The organism is Methylocystis sp. (genome assembly GCF_046349115.1).
Classification (GTDB): domain Bacteria; phylum Pseudomonadota; class Alphaproteobacteria; order Rhizobiales; family Beijerinckiaceae; genus Methylocystis.
Genome location: NZ_JAXMCX010000002.1, coordinates 435,670 through 451,002 on the forward strand (window position 1 = coordinate 435,670; position 15,333 = coordinate 451,002).

At 64.6% G+C, this 15,333-nt stretch carries 13 protein-coding genes; 5 read left to right on the forward strand and 8 right to left on the reverse strand.

Translation table 11 applies throughout. From position 1 onward, the window contains the following. Nucleotides 1-6: 6 nt before the first annotated feature. From U1E20_RS07835 to U1E20_RS07845, 3 genes are all read right to left on the reverse strand, one after another. A complete protein-coding gene (locus U1E20_RS07835) occupies nucleotides 7-1,572 on the reverse strand; it encodes a SulP family inorganic anion transporter (protein ID WP_409980033.1) in 1,566 nt (521 codons plus the stop codon). Nucleotides 1,573-1,605: 33 nt separating this feature from the next. Next, nucleotides 1,606-2,250 (reverse strand): carbonate dehydratase, encoded by a 645-nt coding sequence (gene can, locus U1E20_RS07840; protein ID WP_409980034.1) that lies wholly within the window; start codon nucleotides 2,248-2,250, stop codon nucleotides 1,606-1,608. A 241-nt stretch (nucleotides 2,251-2,491) separates the two neighbouring features. Beyond that, nucleotides 2,492-4,030 (reverse strand): NAD(P)H-hydrate dehydratase, encoded by a 1,539-nt coding sequence (locus U1E20_RS07845; protein ID WP_409980035.1) that lies wholly within the window; start codon nucleotides 4,028-4,030, stop codon nucleotides 2,492-2,494. Nucleotides 4,031-4,101: 71 nt separating this feature from the next. Between U1E20_RS07845 and U1E20_RS07850 the strand changes: the two genes are divergently transcribed. Further along, nucleotides 4,102-4,662, forward strand: a complete 561-nt coding sequence (locus U1E20_RS07850) for a transposase (RefSeq protein WP_409980036.1) — start codon at nucleotides 4,102-4,104, stop codon at nucleotides 4,660-4,662. 85 nt (nucleotides 4,663-4,747) lie between these two features. On the opposite strand, the gene U1E20_RS07855 is transcribed toward U1E20_RS07850, so the two are convergent. Then, the gene (locus U1E20_RS07855; RefSeq protein WP_409980037.1) at nucleotides 4,748-5,644 is read right to left on the reverse strand and encodes a neutral zinc metallopeptidase; all 897 of its coding nucleotides are present in this window, start codon (nucleotides 5,642-5,644) and stop codon (nucleotides 4,748-4,750) included. A 295-nt stretch (nucleotides 5,645-5,939) separates the two neighbouring features. Here U1E20_RS07855 and U1E20_RS07860 point away from each other — a divergent pair, with 295 nt between their 5' ends. After that, nucleotides 5,940-6,869, forward strand: a complete 930-nt coding sequence (locus U1E20_RS07860) for a bile acid:sodium symporter family protein (RefSeq protein ID WP_409980038.1) — start codon at nucleotides 5,940-5,942, stop codon at nucleotides 6,867-6,869. Nucleotides 6,870-6,895: 26 nt separating this feature from the next. Here the strand turns inward: U1E20_RS07860 and U1E20_RS07865 are convergent, their stop codons facing one another. Further along, nucleotides 6,896-7,738 (reverse strand): YmdB family metallophosphoesterase, encoded by an 843-nt coding sequence (locus tag U1E20_RS07865; RefSeq protein ID WP_409980039.1) that lies wholly within the window; start codon nucleotides 7,736-7,738, stop codon nucleotides 6,896-6,898. Nucleotides 7,739-7,860: 122 nt separating this feature from the next. On the opposite strand from U1E20_RS07865, the gene U1E20_RS07870 reads away from it, so the two are divergent. Then, entirely contained in the window at nucleotides 7,861-9,045 is a 1,185-nt protein-coding gene (locus U1E20_RS07870; RefSeq protein ID WP_409980040.1) for an aminodeoxychorismate synthase component I, read from the forward strand. Beyond that, complete coding sequence (locus tag U1E20_RS07875; protein ID WP_409980041.1) at nucleotides 8,994-9,659, forward strand: aminotransferase class IV; 666 nt, start codon at nucleotides 8,994-8,996, stop codon at nucleotides 9,657-9,659. The genes U1E20_RS07870 and U1E20_RS07875 overlap by 52 nt, the downstream gene beginning before the upstream one ends. Nucleotides 9,660-9,764: 105 nt before the next feature. Here U1E20_RS07875 and U1E20_RS07880 read toward each other — a convergent pair whose 3' ends face one another. Beyond that, complete coding sequence (locus U1E20_RS07880) at nucleotides 9,765-11,003, reverse strand: cell wall hydrolase (RefSeq protein ID WP_409980042.1); 1,239 nt, start codon at nucleotides 11,001-11,003, stop codon at nucleotides 9,765-9,767. Between the two features lie 190 nt (nucleotides 11,004-11,193). Then, nucleotides 11,194-11,610 (reverse strand): secondary thiamine-phosphate synthase enzyme YjbQ, encoded by a 417-nt coding sequence (locus U1E20_RS07885; RefSeq protein WP_409980043.1) that lies wholly within the window; start codon nucleotides 11,608-11,610, stop codon nucleotides 11,194-11,196. Between the two features lie 97 nt (nucleotides 11,611-11,707). Here U1E20_RS07885 and U1E20_RS07890 point away from each other — a divergent pair, with 97 nt between their 5' ends. Beyond that, the gene (locus tag U1E20_RS07890) at nucleotides 11,708-12,379 is read left to right on the forward strand and encodes a Crp/Fnr family transcriptional regulator (RefSeq protein WP_409980044.1); all 672 of its coding nucleotides are present in this window, start codon (nucleotides 11,708-11,710) and stop codon (nucleotides 12,377-12,379) included. Nucleotides 12,380-12,542: 163 nt separating this feature from the next. On the opposite strand, the gene ppdK is transcribed toward U1E20_RS07890, so the two are convergent. Then, nucleotides 12,543-15,221: a pyruvate, phosphate dikinase gene (gene ppdK, locus U1E20_RS07895; RefSeq protein WP_409980045.1), complete on the reverse strand. Its 2,679-nt coding sequence runs from the start codon at nucleotides 15,219-15,221 to the stop codon at nucleotides 12,543-12,545. Nucleotides 15,222-15,333: the final 112 nt, after the last annotated feature.

Genomic DNA, 15,333 nt, shown 5'->3' on the forward strand with positions numbered 1-15,333 from the left:
CGCGCGCTATTGGGCGGGAACCAATCCGTTGACCGGTTCGAGCCCGCGCATCTCCTTAAGTTCGACGCGAATGTCGTAATCGCTGGCGGCCTTGATGAAATCCTGAATCGTTTCCATGATGTCCTGATCGATAAAGTTCGCGCGCGTTCCGTCGATCACCAGGTAGCTGTTATTCTCGATATTCTCGAGCAAGCTACGCAGCTGCGCCTTATTGAGGAAGGACACGTCCTTTTGCAGTCGCAAAAGGTAATTCCGGCCGTCGCGCGTCAGCGTGAACGCCGAGTGATAATTGGCGCGCAACACGAAGAACAGACCCACGGCCATGCCGATGGCCATGCCCTTGAGAAGGTCCGTCAATAGAATTGCGCCGACCGTCACGGCGAAGGGGGCAAATTGATTGAAGCCCTTTTCATATTGCTGCATGAAGAGCGTCGGCTTCGCGAGCTTGTAGCCGGTCAAGATCAGCACCGCCGCGAGGCAGGCAAGCGGGATCATATTGAGCAGGCTCGAAAGGAACATCGCGCTCAGCAACAGCAGCAGGCCATGAACGAAGGACGCCGCCTTGGTGTGGGCGCCCGCGTCGATATTGGCGGAACTGCGCACGATCACCGCGGTGATCGGCAGCCCGCCCAACACTCCGCTTAAAAAATTGCCGACGCCCTGGGCCTTGAGCTCGCGATTGGTCGGCGCGGTGCGCTTGAGCGGATCGAGTTTATCGACGGCTTCGAGGCTCAATAATGTTTCAAGGCTGCCGACCAGGGCCAGAGTCGCCGCCGTCACATAGATTTGAATGTCGATCAGCCGGGCAAAATCCGGAAAGCTAAGCTCCCGCGCGAAATCCATCGGTCCGAAGATCGCGGGAAGGCTGACGAGATGTTGCGAAGCGATCGCCAAAGAAGGAAACAGCGTCTGCGCGACGACGTTGTAGAGTACGCCGAACAGCACCGCGACCAGAGGCCCGGGCGCCAGCGACAGGACGCGACGCTGCTTGATGACAGGCGTTTCCCAAAGCAACAGGATCGCGACCGAGACAAGGCTGACGATCACCGCCCCGGTCGAAAAAGCGCTAAGCGCGTCCCAGAGAAAGGACAGATGCGTGTGGCTGTCGTCCTCGAGGAACGACAAATCGGCTTCCGCATCGGCGTCATAGCCGACCGCGTGCGGCAGCTGCTTCATGATCAGGATCAGGCCGATCGCGGCGAGCATGCCCTTGATGACAGCGGAAGGAAAAAAGGCGCCGATAACGCCCGCGCGCAGAAACCCCATCGCCAATTGCATCAGGCCAGACAGCGCGACGGCGAGCAGCATGGCGTCGAAGCCGAGCTTGTCGACCGCGGCCGCCACGATGACGGTCAGGCCCGCGGCCGGACCCGAGACGCTCAACTGCGACCCGCTGAGAATCGAGATGACGAGCCCGCCGATCATGCCTGCGATAATTCCGGAAAACGGCGGCGCGCCGGAAGCGACGGCAATGCCGAGGCACAGCGGCACAGCGACGAGGAACACCACGACGCCTGCCGGAAGGTCGTGATCGAGGTAGCGGTAGTAGTAGTCGAAATGCCGTCTGAACACGCCAGAGCTCTCCTTGTGGCGTTTTGCGCCCGATTAAAAATCCTCGCCGAATTGCTGATAGATGACATCGACGTCGCTGCCCGGCGGCAGGGTGATGAGCTGATGCAGAATTCCATCGTCGAGGCCGAACACCCAGCCATGCAGCGTCGGCCGCTGGTCCTCCTTCCATGCGGTCTGCACGATGGAGAATTGCGACAGGCGGATCACTTGCTCGATGACGTTGAGCTCGACCAGCCGATTGGCCCGTTCCGTCTCGGAGTTGAGCGCGTCAATCTCGACTCGGTGCATCCGATAGGTGTCCTTGATGTGCATCAGCCATTTGTTGAGCAGCGCAAGATCGGGACGCTGTCGGTCGAGAGCGGCGCGAACGCCGCCGCAATTATAGTGGCCGCAGATAATGATATGTGGAACCTTGAGCACCTGCACGGCGTATTGAATGACGCTCAGACAGTTGAAATCCGTGGCGATCACCTGATTGGCGATATTGCGATGCGCGAAAATGGCGCCGGGCCGTGCATTGACGATGATGTCCGCGGGCACGCGGCTGTCGGAGCAGCCAATCCACAGGAATTCCGGCTTCTGGGCGGCCGCGAGGCGCTCGAAATAGCCTGGGTCGCGATCCTTGACTTCCTCGGCCCAGGCTTTGTTCTCAAGCAACAGTTTTTCGAAGGATTGCATCCGGCGCTCATTTCCTCACCCGTCGCGCTTTGAGGCCTTCGGGCAGCGACACTATCGTGGCGACGACGGCAGCCGCTTATCGCAAGAGCCCGAGCCGAGACGATCTGTCCGCGTCGACAGCGCCATGGCTCAAAGGCTGCGGAGTCTACGAAGCTCGCGCGGTCCCGACAAGCCCGTGGACTGACGCTCAAATAGCGCCAGGCTGGGCGGGTCAACGTCAAAAGTTAATTATTTCATGCGGTTACTTCGGCTGGACGGCGCACAGCTCCCGCCAGACCTGCGGCAGGGCGGCGATGATGTCGTCGGCGATCAGTCCAGGGCCAAAAATCTCGGCGGCGCGCGCATGCATCCAGGCGGCGCAGGAGGCGGCGAGAAAGCCGTCCATGCGCTGCGCCAGCAGGCCGGCGATGATCCCCGTCAAGACGTCGCCCGAGCCCGCGGTGGCGAGCCAGGGCGTCGCGTAAGGCAGGATCGAAACGCGTCCGTCTGGCGCCGCGACGACCGTGTCCGGCCCCTTGAACAGCACGATCGCCCCGCTGGCCCGCGCCGCTTCACGCGCCTTGTCGAGTTTCGAGCGGCAGTCGCAATTGGCGTCGCAGGCGGCGAAAAGGCGGGCGAATTCGCCAGCGTGGGGCGTCATCACCACCGGGCCGGGCGCGGCCCGCGTCGCCCGCCACAGTCGCTCCGGATCGTCGGCGAAGCTGGATAATGCATCGGCGTCGAGCACGGCGGCGCGGCGATAGGCCTGCGGCGCAAGCGCGGTTTCGACCTGCGCGCAGCTTTCCTCGCTCACGCCCAGCCCCGGACCGATGGCGACGGCGTTCTTGCGCTCGTCGGCGAGAACCCTGGCGAGTCCCTTTGCGCCATCGGACGGCCGAACCATGACCGAGGTCAGCGCGCTGGCGTTGACCGCGAGCGCTTCCATCGGACTGGCGAGGGTGACGAGGCCGGCGCCGGCGCGCAGCGCCGCCGCCGCCGAAAGCCGCGCCGCGCCGGTGAACGAGGCGCCGCCGGAGACGACCAATGCGTGGCCGCGCGAATATTTGTGGCCTTCGATCTGCGGCAAGGGCAGCGCCCCCCGCCACAGCTGCGGCATGTTGACGAAAGCCGTCGCGCCAATCGATTCAAGCGCCGAAGAGCGAATGCCGATATGGGCGCAGATGAGCTGGCCGCAATGCAGACGGCCCGGCAGAAGCAGGTGGCCGGTCTTCACTCGGAAGAAGGTGACAGTGGTGTCGGCCTCGACCGCCGCGCCGCGCACCGCCCCCGTGGTGCCGTCGACGCCGCTTGGAATGTCGACGGCGAGGACATTCTGCCCGCTTTCGCGACGCCAGCGGTTGAGGCGGCGGACCAGATCGCAGGCGGCAGGGTCGAGATCGCGCGCCAGCCCCGTGCCGAACAGCGCATCGATGACGAGATCGACGCCGTCGAAGCGGCAGTCGAGCGCCGAAGCGACCGGACAGGGCCATGAGGCGGCGGCGCGCGCCGCGTCGCCGCGCAATTTGTCGAGCGGCGTCAGCGAGGCGACGCGAACCTTGTAGCGCTGCGCGCGCAGCAGCCGCGCCGCGACAAAGCCATCGCCGCCATTGTTGCCCGGGCCGCAGAGCACCAAGACCCGCCGCCCGCTGGTGCGCTGAAGAATCTGGCTGGTCGCCCGCGCGATCGCCGCGGCGGCGCTCTCCATCAGCGTCATCGCCGGGACGCCGCCCTCGATCGTCAGGCGGTCGGCGCGCGCCATTTGATCCGTCGTCAGGATTTCGAGCGGGAGAGCGGAAGGCATGGCGCGATGGTGACCGAATGGCGTCGCCCGCGCAATGGGCGCCGCCGATAAGATCAACGCAACGCATGTTAATGCGGCGCCGCATTTCGCAACGCGCGGCTTTCCGCTATGTCTGCTGGATGCTCAGCGCCATTTTGATCGCCGTCGACTCCCCTCGAGCGCCATTGCGTCGTGAGGCGGTGGCGCGCAGCCTCGGCTCGCTGATCGAGGCATGCGTGCAGGGACTCGTCGCCGACGCCATCATCGTCGCTCAGGCGATCCGAGATTTGGAAGGAGTCGCTGACGAAGCCGGCTGCGCGCTGATCGAAGCGCCTTGTGGCGACGCCGTTGCGCAGGCGCTGAAGGCGGCGCGGCGCGACCACGTCTTCCTTCTCCTCGCAGGATTTGCGGTGGAGCGCGGATTCGTCGAGGAGGCGCAGGATATTTTCGCTTATGGCGACAAAAGTCGCGCCAGGACGCTTCGCGCCGCGCCGGATTCCCTGATCACCCGCCTCGCGCCCGGCCTGGCGCGACCGGTCGGCCTCATTGCGACAAAGAACGCGCTTGCTGCGGCCAAAGCCACGGATTTTCGCCGACTGGCGCGCAAGCTGCGCGGCGCGGACCTCACCACCCGCGCCCGCCTTGTCTCATAGACTAAGGCGACGCCATGAAATGGAGCTTTGGCGAGCCTGGAGGCTCGCAGGGTTCCGACCAACCCGGGGTTGGCGCAGTCAATACTCAATTCGCGAAAGTGTTGCAGGCGTCGACGCTGCCGGTGCGCAGGCCCTTCAGCAGCCACTGCGTGCGTTGCGCGGCGGAGCCATGGGTGAAACTGTCCGGCACGACATAGCCGCGCGTCGCTCTTTGCATGCGATCGTCGCCGATCGCCTGCGCCGAAGCGACCGCCTGTTCGATGTCGCCCTCTTCGAGAATGGGCTTCTGCTTATTGGCGTTGTTGGCCCAGACGCCGGCGAGGCAATCCGCCATCAACTCCGCCCGCACCGAAAGCGCATTGGCTTCCGACCGGCTGCCTGCCATTTGCTGCGCGCGCTGCACCTTCGGCAGAATGCCCAGAAGATTCTGGATATGATGCCCCATCTCATGAGAAATCACATAGGCATAGGCGAAATCGCCGCCGCCCCCGAACCGGCGCTGCATGTCGCGGAAGAAGGAAGTGTCGAGATAGATGCGCTGGTCGAGCGGGCAGTAGAACGGCCCCATCGCCGACTGCGCCGTGCCGCAACGCGACTGGGTGTAGCCGCTGTAGAGAACGAGCCGCGGCGGCTGGAAGCGCACCCCCTTCTGCTCCGGCAGCACCTGCGACCAGACCTGTTCGTTGGAGCCCACCACTTTCGCGACGAAACCGCCCAGCTGATCGGTCGGCGGCGCGCTTTGCCGGGGCGCCTCCTGCCGGGGCAGCGCCGCCTCGCGGTCCGGGCGCATATTGTTGATCATCTGCGCGCCGCCGATGAGAATCGCCGGATTGATGCCGAGCGCCCAGCCGATCAATCCCAAAATCACCATTGTGCCCAGGCCGATGCCGCCCGCGCCCATACGCGGCCCGCCCCCGCTCATTGGACCCTGGCCGCGGCGATCCTCGATATTTTCGGACGACTGGAGATCTTCCCATTTCATAACGTCACGCTCCGACCGGCGCGCTCGAAGGGCGCTGCGACTGCTATTTAAGCGAGCCAGCCGGCTCTGGGTAGAGTAGACAGAGGCGCGATGTGTGCGGTCAGCCACTCCGCTCCAGGATTATGCAAAAGGAATGCGCGCGTAGACAGCCCTAAAATACCGGCGGCCTCAAGGGATGAACATGCGTGCTGATTCAAGTAAAATACAAATAATCGTCAGGGTTATTCATCATTATTTCATCTATATTATCGGGGTTTCTTATGTAGCAGCCGCGCTTTGGCCCGCGATCGGCCTGATGATTCGCGGCGTCGAATTCAGTCCGCTCGATCTGCTTCCCGTGCAGCTGAATGTTTCGCTGCCCACGATGATGTTAGCCCTCTTACTTTTCAATGCCGGGTTCGCCGCCAGAATCGGCGACATCAAAAACCTGCTCAGTCGACCGAAATTATTGGCGTCTGGGCTCGCGGCCAACATTGTCGTTCCGCTCGCATTTATCGCCGCGATGAGCGCCACGCTGACCCTTTGGCACAATCCCCAGGAGGTTCAACAAATTCTCGTCGGACTGGCACTTATCGCCTCCATGCCGATCGCAGGCGCTTCCACGGCCTGGTCGCAAAACGCCAATGGCAATCTCGCATTGAGCCTGGCGCTGGTGCTGCTGACGACGCTGCTCAGTCCGATCCTGACGCCGGTTGTTCTCCATGGCGTCGGCTATGTGACGATCGGGGATTATTCCGAAGACCTGCATGAGCTCGCTTCCGGCGGCGCCTTCGCCTTTCTCGGCGCCTGGGTGATCCTGCCAACGGTTCTGGGGCTTGCGGTCAATAGGATCGCCGGCCAAGGCCGCGTCGCAGCCGCGAGCCCTTACCTGAAGATCGCCAATATGATTGTCCTGACGCTGCTCAATTATTCCAATGCTTCCTTGTCGCTGCCAAATGTCGTGGCCTACCCTGACTTTGATTTTTTGGCGGCGATTCTCGCGATCGTGGGCGGGCTATGCGTGGTCATGTTCGCTACAGGCTACGGTCTTTCTCAAGCCCTCGGCGTCAGTCGGCCGGACACGGTTTCGATAATGTTTGGCCTGGGCATGAACAACAACGGCACGGCGCTGGTGCTCGCCGCCACGGCCCTCGCCGAACACCCCGAAGTGATGCTGCCGGTCATCTTCTATAATCTGATCCAGCATTTTGCGGCGTCTTTCGTCGATCGCGCCGTATCCCAGTAGGGCTTTAGCGAAATCGTCGCGCCCGCTCATGGCGCGCCCCATTCCTCGGGCCATTCTTCCCGCAGCCTGCCGCCGAGCCGCACCGGCGCGATCATCGCCGCGAGCCCGTCGGCGCCGATTTCCACAGCCACGCCGCAGAAAGTCGCCTCGCCATTCGCCGGCTCATAGCGCGCGCCGGGCGTCTTACGCAGGAAGCGGCGCAGCGGCTCCTCCTTGTCCATGCCGACGACGGAATCATAGTCGCCGGTCATGCCGGCGTCGGTCTGATAGCCGGTGCCTCCCGGCAGAATCTGCGCGTCGGCGGTCGGCGTATGGGTATGGGAGCCGATCACCACGGAAGCGCGGCCGTCGACGAAGTGCGCCATGGCCATTTTCTCGCTCGACGCCTCGGCGTGCATGTCGATGACGATCGCGTCGCAGCCGACGCCCAGCGGACAGGCGCCGAGTTCGCGCTCGATCGCGGCGAAAGGATCGTCGAGCGCCTCCATGAACACCCGGCCGAGCGGATTGACGACGAGAACCTGCCGCCCGCCGCCCGCCGAAAAGATGCCGGCGCCGCGCCCCGGCGTTCCCGGCGGATAGTTGATCGGGCGCAGCAGCCGAGGCTGGCGCTCGATGAACACGAGCGCCTCGCGCTGATCGAAGGCGTGATTGCCGAGCGTGACGCAGTCGACGCCCAGGCCGAGCATTTCGTCGCAGATCGCTTCGGTGATGCCGAAGCCGCCGGCGGCGTTCTCGCCATTCGCGACGATGAAGTCGAGCGCCCATTTTTCGCGCAGTCGCGGCACGAAGCGCGCCAGCGCCGCGCGGCCGGAACGGCCCAGCACGTCGCCGATAAAGAGAAGCCGGAGCGGCGCGGATGTCGACATAGGCCGTCATAGCCTGCGCGCGCGGCGAGGGCAAAGCGCAGCGGCGGTTGCGCGGCGACGCGGCGTTTCATAACTGGGGCGGGCTGATGTAACATCCCTTTCCCTTGAAAGCTCCGCCAAAGATGCAAGACGCCGCCGAACGCCCCGCCGTCCTGACCCAAAGCGACGCGCCGGCGCGGCCTTACGTCGTATTCGAAGACGGCCGTAGCGGCGGTCAGGCGCTGCTCTTCGACGAGCCGGAGGACATCATCGTCGCGCGCGCGGCGAAAGACGTTCCGGCCGCCTTCGAACGGATGGAGGCGGCGACAAGGCGCGGCCTCTATCTCGCGGGCTATGCCGGCTATGAGCTGGGCTACGCGCTGGAGCCGAAATTCGCGACGCAAGCCACGCCGGCGGCGCGCACGCCGCTGCTGCTCTTTGGCGCGTTTCGGGCGCCGCGGCCCTGGTCGCTGCCGCCGGCGGAAAGCGCCGCGCCGAATATTCCGCTTTCGCCCGCCTGGACGCAGGAAGATTACACGGCGCGATTCAACAAATGCCGCGAATATATTTTCGCCGGCGACGTCTATCAGATCAATCTGACCTTCCCGCTTTACGGGCGCTATGAGGGCGATCCGCTGGCGCTCTATCGGGGCCTGCGCAAGCGCCAGCCGGTCGCCTATGGCGGCGTCGTCGCGCTCGCGGCCGAAACCGTCGTCTCGCTGTCGCCGGAAGTGTTCTTCGAGGCGCAGGACCGCGCCATCCGCGCGCGCCCGATGAAGGGCACGGCGCAGCGCGGCGTGTTGCCGACCGAAGACATGGCGCGCGCGCAATATCTCGTCGAAGACGAAAAATCGCGCGCCGAAAATCTGATGATCGTCGATCTCTTAAGGAACGATCTTTCGCGCCTCGCCGTCGTCGGCACGGTGAAGGTCACCGATCTCTTCACTATCCAGACCTATCCGACGTTGCATCAGATGACCTCGGGCATCGAGGCGCAATTGCGCGACGACGTGACGCTGAAGGATCTCTTTGCCGGGCTTTTTCCCTGCGGCTCGGTGACCGGCGCGCCGAAGATCAGGGCGATGGAAATTATCCGCGATCTCGAATGCGCGGCGCGCGGCGTCTATTGCGGCTCGCTCGGCGTGATCGCGCCCGATGGCGACATTCGCTTCAATGTCGCGATCCGCACGCTGACGATTTTTCCGGACCGCGAACTGATCTGCAATGTCGGCTCCGCCGTCGTCGCCGATTCCCGGGCGCGCGAAGAGTATGAGGAATGTCTGATCAAGGCGCGCTTTCTGACCGGCGCGACAATGACTTCGGCCTGATCGAAACGCTGCTGTGGACGCGCGGCGAGGGCTTTCATCTCTTGGCGGAACATGTCGCACGACTCGCCGCGTCGAGCGCTGCGCTGGGCTTTTCCTATGACGAAGCGCGCGTGCGCGACGCGTTGAACGCCGCCGTGGCGCAAGCCGCGAGCGAACGCCTTCGCGTGCGGCTGGTTCTTTCGCGCGACGGCGCGATTGAAATAAGCGAAACGCCGATCGAACCGATTTCGCGCGACACTGTCTGGCGAGTCGCCCTCGCCGCGCGGCGCTTCTCCTCCGCCGATCCGCTGCTGCGCCACAAGACGACGCGGCGCGCTCTTTACGAAGATTCGCTCGCCGAAGCGGCGCAACGTTGCGGCGCCGACGAGGTTCTCTTTCAAAACGAACGCGGCGAGCTTTGCGAAGCGGCGCGCTGCAACCTCTTCGTTCCGCTAGGCGAAATCCTACTGACCCCGCCTCTCTCCAGCGGCCTGCTGCCGGGAACGCTGCGCGCCGCGCTGATCGCGCAAGGCCGCGCCCATGAGTCGATCCTGCGGCTCGAAGACATTGCGGAACGAGAATTTTTCCTCGGCAATTCGGTGCGCGGCCTTGTCCGGGCGCGACTTATCGATTGAGGCTCCGATACCGACGCCTCGTCATTGCGAGGAGCGCAGCGACGAAGCAATCCAGGGCCGTGAGCGCGACTCTGGATTGCTTCGCTTCGCTCGCAATGACGTCGTCTACGTCTGCCCCGGCTTCAGCCGATAGAAGATATGCCTGCCGATCACGTCCATCTTTCTCAGCGCGCGCGCCCAGCGCGGATGCACGTAATTGGCGTGATAATGCGTCGAACGGCCGACGTCGGAAATATAGGTGCGGCCGACCATGACTTCCTTGGCGACGCGCACCGCCTGCTCCCAGGCGTCGCCTTCGGTGATGCGCAGCGAGCGGCCTTCGCAGGCGAAGGAGAACTGGCAGCCACGGTAATGGTGGCGGTTCTGATAGACGACGCCGCAGACGCTCGCCGGATAGAGCCCGCTCTGGACGCGGTTGAGCACCACCTGCGCGACGGCGGCCTGCCCCGCCTCCGGCTCGCTGCGCGCTTCGAAATAGACCGCCTCGGCGAGACAGCGGGTCTCGCGGCCGAGCTTTTCCGGATCGATCGAGGCGGCGTAATCCGGCCGCGAGGCGTCCTCTTTGCCGGGGGTCGCGAGCGCCAGCGTCGCGCCCTGGAAAGACGACACTTCGATCGGCACGGCGTCGGGCTGGGCGGGCGTCGACGACCCGAGCGCGACGGCGCGCGGCGTCTGCGGGCTGGCGCCGTGCAGCGCGCGCTCGGTCGGCGCCTCTCGCCCGGCGTCGCGCGGGAGATCGGCGGCGGGGGGCGTCGAAATCGATGAACTTTGCGACGGCGAGGCGGCAGCCGTCGATTTTTGGGTCGTCGCCGGTTCCGCGGGCGCGCTGGCGTCGGCCTCCTCCAGCGCCTCGTCGCCGGGGGTCTTGCCGCGCGGCGGCAGCGGCGTCGGCGTCGGCCGCGTCGACTTGCCCTCGATGCCGAAGGACAGCGGCGGCGAATCGGTCAGCCCCAAATTCGCGGGCTTTTGCCGGCGCGTCTCGAAACCAGGTCGCATGGCGACGACGGGATCACCCTTATTGCGCCGATCGACCTGGGGAAAATTCTTCACGTCGGGCTTGAGATCGACATGCGGCTCGCGCTCGTCGGGATCGATCGCGTTCTCCTGCGCGGCGCCGACGACGAGCCGCGCCTCCTGAATTCTGGCGCGCGTCTCGCCGTAGAAGCCGTAATCGCCACTCGCCGCCTCGCTGAAGCCGATCGCCAGCGCGCCCGGCGCGCGCGCCACGAGCGGCGAAAGCTTCCAGTCGGCGGTCGGGTCCTGGCCGGCGGCGGCGGTGAAGGACACCAGCAGGCCGACGCCGAGCGCCCAGGGCGCCATAACGCTGACGACCCAGGGCGCCATCCCTCTGCGTGCGGAACGCGTTCTCGACTGACGACGCATAGACTGGCCCACCTGCGACGACGCGATTCGCAAGGCGCTGCGATTCGCGCCGCCCCGGATGCGATCTTTCGCAATTCTTATCGTTCATTAGGCTTGCGGAACCGTTGCCGGCGGAAAGGCGAGGCCGTGCCAGAATGAGGCGCCCGCCCGCCTATTCGCCGATGAGATGGAGCGCGATGTCGCGCCGATGCGGGCGCCGGCGGTGCTCGAATAGAAAGACGCCCTGCCAGGTTCCGAGCGCCAAGGCGCCGCCGATCAGCGGAATCGAGAGCTGCGTCTGGGTCAGCGCGGCGCGGATATGGGCCGGCATGTCGTCGGCGCCTTCCGTGTCGTGGGCGTAATTGGCTTCTTCGGGCGCGAGCCGTTCAAAAACCGCTTCGAGATCCTTCAGCACGGTCGGGTCGGCGTTTTCCTGAATGAGCAGCGAGGCCGAGGTGTGGCGGCAGAAAATTGTCAGCAGGCCATGCGTCATGCCGGCGTCACGCGCAAAGTCGCGAATGTTCGGCGTGAATTCGTAACAGCCGCGTCCCGTAGTTTCGATCCGCAGCATTCGGCTCATTTGTCGCATGGGGCGAATGTGCGAAAGCGCATGGGAAAGTCCAGCCCCCGCGCGCTTGAGTTGTTTGCGCACGCGGGTTAAGCGCGGCGGAAGGATGGAAGTCGGAATGTCTGAACTGATTGATGCGGTGACAAGCTGGGCGACGTCGGACACAGGCAAGACGGTCGGCGCAGCGGCGTTGACGGCGCTCGCCTGGGCGGAGGCCTCGACGGTCGTCGGCGCGGCTTACATGAAGCGGATGATCCCGCTGCGCATCACGGCGATGCTCGGCAATGTGCTCGGCGTGACCTATGGACTCCTCACTTTCAGCCCGCCGACCATCGCCAAACATGCGATCAATCTGCCGCTGAATTTCACCCGCATGCGCGAAATGCGCCGGCTGATCGCCAGCGTCCGCGAAGCCAATGACAGCGACCTGAACATCGAATGGCTGAAGCCCTTCATGCATCCGCGCGCGCTGGGACGCCGCGATGCGGTATTTTTGAAAGGCGACGAAGCCGACGAGGCGTATGTCATCGTCGAGGGCCGGGTCGAAATCATCGAACGGGGCGCGATCCTTTCGCCCGGCGATATTTTCGGCGAAATGGCGCTATTCACGGCGCATGGCAAACGCACCGCGACGGCGCGCTGCCTGAGCGACGTCAGCCTGCTCGTCATCACCTACGAGCAGTTCGAACAGCTCTATTTCCAGAACCCGGAATTCGGCCTTTATCTCGTGAGGCTGATCGTCCGCCGCTTCGAGATGAACCACCGCGACGAAGAGCTGGAGAGCGCGTAAGATGAAATCGGTTTGAGCTGTTCGGGTGTCATTCCAGACGCGCGCAACGCGCGCGATCGGGAATCCAGAGCAAGACCAACATTCTTGGGTCGGCTCTGGATTCCCGGTCAGGCCTTCGGCCTGCCGGGAATGACCGCCCAAGCGAACGCAGTCGGAGTTCGCCTTACGCCGTGCTCGCGGGTTTTTCGCCGAGCGCGGCCTGCGCCGCGGCGAGGCGGGCGATCGGCACGCGGAACGGCGAGCAGGACACATAGTCGCAACCGATCTTGTCGAAGAAGGCGACGGAGGCCGGATCGCCGCCATGTTCGCCGCAGACGCCGAGCGTGATCGTCGGATTTCCCGCGCGGGCGCGGTCGCAGCCGAGCCGCACAAGCTCGCCGACGCCGTCCTGATCGATCGTCACGAAGGGGTCCGCCGGCAGCAGCCCCTTTTCGACATAGGCGTTGAGGAAGGAGCCTGAATCGTCGCGCGAAATGCCGAGCGTCGTCTGCGTGAGGTCATTGGTGCCGAAGGAGAAGAAATCCGCCGAGGGCGCGATGTCGCCGGCGCGCAGCGCGGCGCGCGGCAGTTCGATCATCGTGCCGACGTGATAGTTCGGCCTGATCCCCGTCTCGTCCTCGACGAGCTTCGCCATTTCGGCGACGCGCGCCTTGACCAAATCGAGTTCGGCGCGAGCGAAGACGAGCGGCGCCATGATCTCGATGTCGACCGGTTCCCCGGTCGAAAGCGAGGCTTCGATCGCCGCCTCGAAAATCGCGCGCGCCTGCATGTCGACGATTTCGGGAAAAATCACCGCGAGGCGCACGCCGCGAAAGCCGAGCATCGGATTAAATTCGGACAGCTGCGCGGCGCGCCGGCGCAGCTTCAAAGGATCGGCGCCCATCGCCTTCGCCACCGCAGCGATTTCCGAATCCGAATGCGGCAGGAATTCATGCAGCGGCGGGTCGAGCAGACGGATGGTGACCGGCAGGCCCGACATGATTTCGAAGAGCTGCTTGAAATCCTCGCGCTGCATCGGCAGGAGCTTCGTGAGCGCGTGGCGGCGGCCCTCGATATTGTCGGCGAGAATCATTTCGCGCACCGCGACGATGCGCTCGCCTTCAAAGAACATGTGCTCGGTGCGCGCGAGGCCGATGCCTTCGGCGCCGAAGCGGCGGGCGGCCCGCGCGTCCGACGGCGTCTCGGCGTTGGCGCGGACTTTTAGGCGCCGCTTCTGATCGGCCCAGGACATCAGCACGGCAAATTCGCCGGTGAGTTCCGGCCGCTGCATCTTCACCTCGCCGGCGATGACCTGGCCGGCCGAGCCGTCGATGGTGATGCGCTCGCCCTTGCCGTAGCGCTTGCCAGCGACAGTGAAACTCTGGTCCTCATAGTCGATGCGCAGCGCGCCGGCGCCGGTGACGCAGGGCTTGCCCATGCCGCGCGCGACCACGGCGGCGTGCGAGGTCATGCCGCCGCGCGCGGTCAGAATGCCTTCCGCCGCATGCATGCCGCCGATATCTTCGGGACTCGTCTCGATGCGCACCAGGATGATCTTGCGCCCGTTCGAAGAGAGCTTCGCCGCCTCTTCCGGATCGAAGACGATTTCGCCGACCGCCGCGCCCGGCGATGCGGGAAGGCCGGTCGCGAGAATATTGCGCTTCGCCGCCGGATCGATCGTCGGATGCAGCAATTGTTCGAGCGACTGCGGCTCAACCCGCGTGATCGCCTCGTCCTTGCCGATCAGGCCCTCGCGCGCCATGTCGACCGCGAGTTTCAGCGCCGCGCGCGCGGTGCGCTTGCCGGCGCGCGTCTGCAGCATCCATAATTTGCCGCGCTCGACGGTGAACTCCATGTCCTGCATGTCGCGGAAATGGCGTTCGAGCTTGTCGGCGTAGCCCTTGAATTCGGCGAAAATCGCCGGCATCGCCGCTTCGAGCGACACTTTCTCGAAGCCGGAGGCATGGCTCGCGGATTGAGCGATCGGCTGCGGCGTGCGAATGCCGGCGACCACGTCCTCGCCCTGCGCATTGATGAGATATTCGCCATATAGCTCGCGCACGCCGGTTGAAGGATTGCGGGTGAAGGCGACGCCGGTCGCCGATTGCGCGCCCATATTGCCGAACACCATCGCCTGGACATTGACCGCGGTGCCCCAGCTTTCGGGAATATTATGCAGGCTGCGATAGACGATGGCGCGGTTGTTCATCCAGGAGGAAAACACCGCCTTGATCGCGCCCCATAATTGCTCGCGCGGATCCTGTGGAAAGCTCTTGCCGGCGAATTTTTCGACGAGCGCCTTATATTGCGCGGCGACCTTGCGCCAATCGTCGGCGGAGAGCTGCGTATCGAGCGCGAACCCCCGGCTCTCCTTGAATTGCTCAAGCGCTTCCTCGAATTCGTGATGTTCGACGCCGAGCACGACGGAAGAATACATTTCGATGAAGCGACGATAGCAGTCCCAGGCGAAGCGTTCGTCGCCGGCGTTGCGCGCGAGCGCTTCGACGGTGTCGTCATTGAGGCCGAGATTGAGCACCGTGTCCATCATCCCCGGCATCGAGGCGCGGGCGCCCGAGCGCACCGAGACGAGCAGCGGCCATTGCGGGTCTTCGAAAGCATGTCCGGCGATGCGGCCGATTTCGGCGAGCGCCGCATCGACCTGTCCGGCGAGATCGGCGGGGAAAGTCTTGCCATTGCCGTAAAAATAGGCGCAGACCTCGGTGGTGAGGGTGAAGCCCGGCGGCACCGGCAGTCCGAGCGCCGCCATTTCGGCGAGATTGGCCCCCTTGCCGCCCAACAGCTCCTTCATCGACGCCGACCCTTCGGACTGGCCGGCGCTGAAACTGTAAACCCATTTGGTCATACGAATATTCGTCCGGCGCGAGAGTGAGGCGAGGCCGCGCCGCGCCTTGAGCGGTCATGAGCGCTTCTGGCCGGCGCTAGAACGGCCGCCGACGCCCCGCCAGCGCGGGCCA